1 protein-coding gene, 2 pseudogenes and 1 other annotated feature are annotated in these 3,548 nt (G+C 67.4%); of the genes and pseudogenes, 1 reads left to right on the top strand and 2 read right to left on the bottom strand.

The genetic code is table 11. The features are described 5' to 3' along the window. Window positions 1–156: 156 nt before the first annotated feature. Window positions 157–1,658, top strand: a protein-coding gene (locus tag AAG816_RS27575; protein WP_341992912.1) for an ISNCY family transposase whose coding sequence is annotated in 2 segments (ribosomal slippage) — window positions 157–1,048 and window positions 1,048–1,658 — 1,503 coding nt in all. Because the reading frame shifts where the segments join, the coding sequence is not laid out codon by codon here. Between the two features lies 1 nt (window position 1,659). On the opposite strand, the pseudogene AAG816_RS27570 reads toward AAG816_RS27575, so the two are convergent. Together AAG816_RS27570 and AAG816_RS27565 are read right to left on the bottom strand one after the other, a co-directional pair. Further along, window positions 1,660–2,148, bottom strand: a pseudogene (locus AAG816_RS27570) (IS630-like element ISAli2 family transposase); the annotation flags it as partial. Between the two features lie 309 nt (window positions 2,149–2,457). Beyond that, a pseudogene (locus AAG816_RS27565) lies at window positions 2,458–3,399 on the bottom strand (IS3 family transposase); the annotation flags it as partial. Further along, window positions 3,289–3,405, bottom strand: a sequence feature (AL1L pseudoknot). Its footprint overlaps the pseudogene before it by 111 nt. Window positions 3,406–3,548 lie beyond the last annotated feature (143 nt).

Genomic DNA, 3,548 nt, shown 5'->3' with positions numbered 1-3,548 from the left:
CGGTTGCCTGACCGTGTTCGGCCCAGGCGAGCAGTGGTTCTATGCCCTGACCGAGGATGGCGTCGAGAACCTCAAGGAACTCATCCAAATCCACCGAACGGGCCGCTGACCGCTTCGATCCGTATCCGCGTCACTCACCGGATGCGTACGGGGCGGATGCGCATCCGCTATGAGAACCGGCGGTCTGTGCTGACGCTGAGCGGTCTTGAGCGGCTTCGGCTCAAGATCCAGCGTTGCGAGAATGCGGCGTGCGCCCGCCGCCACCGGCCCTATCGTCCGGAGGCGGAAGGAGCGGTGGCGCTGCCGCATCACGAGTTTGGACTTGACGTCATCGCCCTGATCGGGGCTTTGCGTCATCGCGCGCATCGCAGCGTGCCGGAAATCCACGCCGCCCTGTGCGAACGCGGGTTGATGATCAGCGAACGCAGCGTCACCAACCTGCTCGACCGCTACGATGAACTGGTCGCCACCGCGCTGGACGCGCCGAACCGGGCGGCGGTGGCCGCACAGGGGCGCGTCATCCTGGCGCTGGATGGTTTGCAGCCGGACGTCGGGCACGAGGTGCTGTGGGTGATCCGCGATTGTTTGTCGGGCCGGGTCTTGCTGGCGCGCCCACTGCTCTCGGGAACCCAAGCCGATCTCGCCGGGCTGCTGCGGGAAGTGACCGCGGCGCTGGAGGTGCCGGTGGCCGGGGTGGTGAGTGACGGCCAGCATTCGATCCGGCAGGCGGTCGCCGAGGTGCTGCCCGGCGTGCCGCATCAGTTGTGCCAGTTCCATTACCTGCGCGAGGCGGCACGCCCGCTCTTCGAGGCCGACCGCCACGCCAAGAAGGAACTCAAGAAAACCGTGCGCGGCGTGCGGCCGATCGAGCGCCAAAGCGAAGGGCAGGATGATGCTGGTGCGCCGGTGGTCGCCGGCTATTGTGCCGCCGTGCGTTCGGCGCTCACCGACGACGGCCGCCCGCCTCTGGCCGCTCCGGGCCTGACGCTGAAGGGCCGGTTGGAAGCGATTGCCGACAGTCTCGACCGGGTCGAGAAAAAGGGGGGCTGAGCCGGCCGTTGCGACGGCTGCGCGACCTGCTGCGGCGCGGCCTGGAGCGCACCGCGGCCCTGTGGCCGGACGTCCGCGAAACCCACCGTTGGCTGCACGCGGCGGCCCACATCCTGGCCAACGGCGCCGACCATCCCGCCGCTGTGGTGCAGGCGCGCTACGACCGCTTGATCGCCGCGTGGAGCACGCGGCGTGACCGCGCGGGCACCCTGCGCACCGCCGTCGATCACTTCGTGAAGGTCACCGCCAGCTATCGGCCCGGTCTCTTCCACTGCTATGCCGTGCCCGACCTGCCGCGCACCGACAACGACCTCGAACAGCTGTTCGGCAGCCATCGCCACCATGAGCGCCGGGCCACCGGGCGAAAGGTCGCCTCGCCGTCCCTGGTGCTGCGCGGCTCCGTGCGCATCGTGGCCGCGACGGCAACCCGCATCGCCCCCTTCACCGCCCGCGATCTCCAAGTCGATCACGCGCGATGGATCAAAATCCGAAAGGCTCTGGAAATCCGGCGCCAAGCCCGTGTGTGCCGGACGCGCTTTCGGCGCGATCAGGTGACCTACCTCGCAGACCTCGAAGGCCGAGCCTGCCAGCAAGCTTTGCCGACCTAGTTTTTTTAAATGCCTCTTGGGCTGCGGGATCGGTCTTGGGGTGGATCGGGCGCGGGGTCTGCCAGGACAGCCCCATCTGCTGGAGCACGTTGTGCATGCCGCCGCGGCTGTAGTCGGCACCGAAGTGGCGCTTGGCCAAGTCTTGGATGTGGGCCAGCCGATACTCGACCACGCCGTCGCGCTCCAGGTCGGGACCTGCGGCGATCAGCGTCGCCAGCTCCGGGCGCAGTTCGTCGGCCAGCAGGCGGGGCCGGCCGCTACGCGAACGGTCGCGCAGGCCGGCCACGCCCTCGGCGTTGAAGCGATGCACCCAATCGCGCAAGGTCTGGCGGTCCATGCCGCCCAAGCGCGCGGCGTGGGCCCGGCTGTGACCGTCCAGCACGGCGGCGATCGCCAGAAGACGCGCCGCCACCCGCCCGTCCTCCTCCAATCGGGCCTGCCGACGCAACTCGCAGACCGAGATGTCCTGTCGGATCGCTATCGCTGGCATCCCCGCTCCCCCGCTGAATAGAGCCGACAGCGAATCACACCAAAGCCGCAGCCTCAATCCCCTGCGACACAACCAGAGTCAGAAGTTTCTGGAGGCGGTATCAGTGCCGGGTGAATACTGGTCCATCCGCATTCCCGGTGCAGAGAACCAACTCGAGCGGGGCCATTCAGGCGGCTTTGAGGACACGATGGCGCAGCAAATCGAAGCCACCACGACCGTTCATTGTGCGCTTGACCGTAAGCGCTACGAGCGCACCCTTCTTCCCGAAACTGAACCGCGCCGGTTTTTCCGGAGGCCATTTGGCTTGAGTCACGCCGCGATTGCGACGCTCTCGGTTTGAGCATAATATCGCGCCTCGGCCTCGGCGGGAGGAATATTGCCGATGGGTTCGAGAAGGTGCCTGTGGTTGAACCAGTCGACCCATTCCAGGGTGGCGAACTCGACGGCTTCCAGGGTGCGCCACGGTCCTCGGCGTCGGATCACCTCGGTCTTGTAGAGGCCGTTGATCGTCTCGGCCAAGGCGTTGTCGTAGGAATCGCCGACGCTGCCGACCGACGGCTCGACGCCGGCCTCGGTGAGACGCTCGGTGTACTTGATGGCAACGTATTGCGATCCGCGGTCGCTGTGGTGAATGAGACCGCTGCCCTTGGCCGGCCGGCGGTCGTGAAGCGCCTGCTCCAGGGCATCCAGGACGAAGCCGGCGCGGGCTGTGCGCGACACCCGCCAGCCCACGATGCGGCGGGCGAAGGTGTCGATGACGAAGGCCACGTAGACGAAGCTTTGCCACGTCGCGACATACGTGAAATCCGCCACCCACAAGGCATTCGGGCGCGGCGCCTGGAACTGGCGCTTCACCCGGTCAAGGGGACACGGCGCCGGCTTGTCGCTGATCGTCGTCCGCACCGCCTTGCCCCGTGTCGCCCCCTTCAGGCCCATGTGCCGCATCAGCCGGGCCACCGTGCAGCGCGCCACCTCAAGGCCTTCCCGCTGAAGCTGCCGCCAGATCTTCCGTACCCCGTAAACCTGGAAGTTCTCATCCCAGACCCGTCGGATAGCCACACTCAGCTCCGCGTCGCTTCGCGAGCGGGCCGGCGCCTTGGACGGATCGGCACGACGAGCAGCATGGACATGGTAGGTCGACGGGGCGATCGGCAGAACCCGGCAGATCGGCTCGACCCCGTGGACGGCGCGATGGTCGTCGATGAAGGCGATCATCGCTTGAACGGGCGGTCGAGCTCCGCCTGAGCAAAATACGGTAAGCGTCATCGGCGCCCCACGTTGCGGCGCGCTGAGTGTGGCGTGAGGATGATGGCCGAAGTGTACGGTGCCGAAGAAGGGATCAGGCGGCCTTGGCGGCGCGCTCGGCCTTCCAGGTCCAGGGCAGCAGGCGGTCGAGCTCG

Origin of the sequence: Azorhizobium sp. AG788 (assembly GCF_943371865.1) — a bacterium.
Classification (GTDB): domain Bacteria; phylum Pseudomonadota; class Alphaproteobacteria; order Rhizobiales; family Xanthobacteraceae; genus Azorhizobium.
Note: the sequence above shows the minus strand (reverse complement) of the source record. Positions and strands in the feature narration are given on the sequence as shown.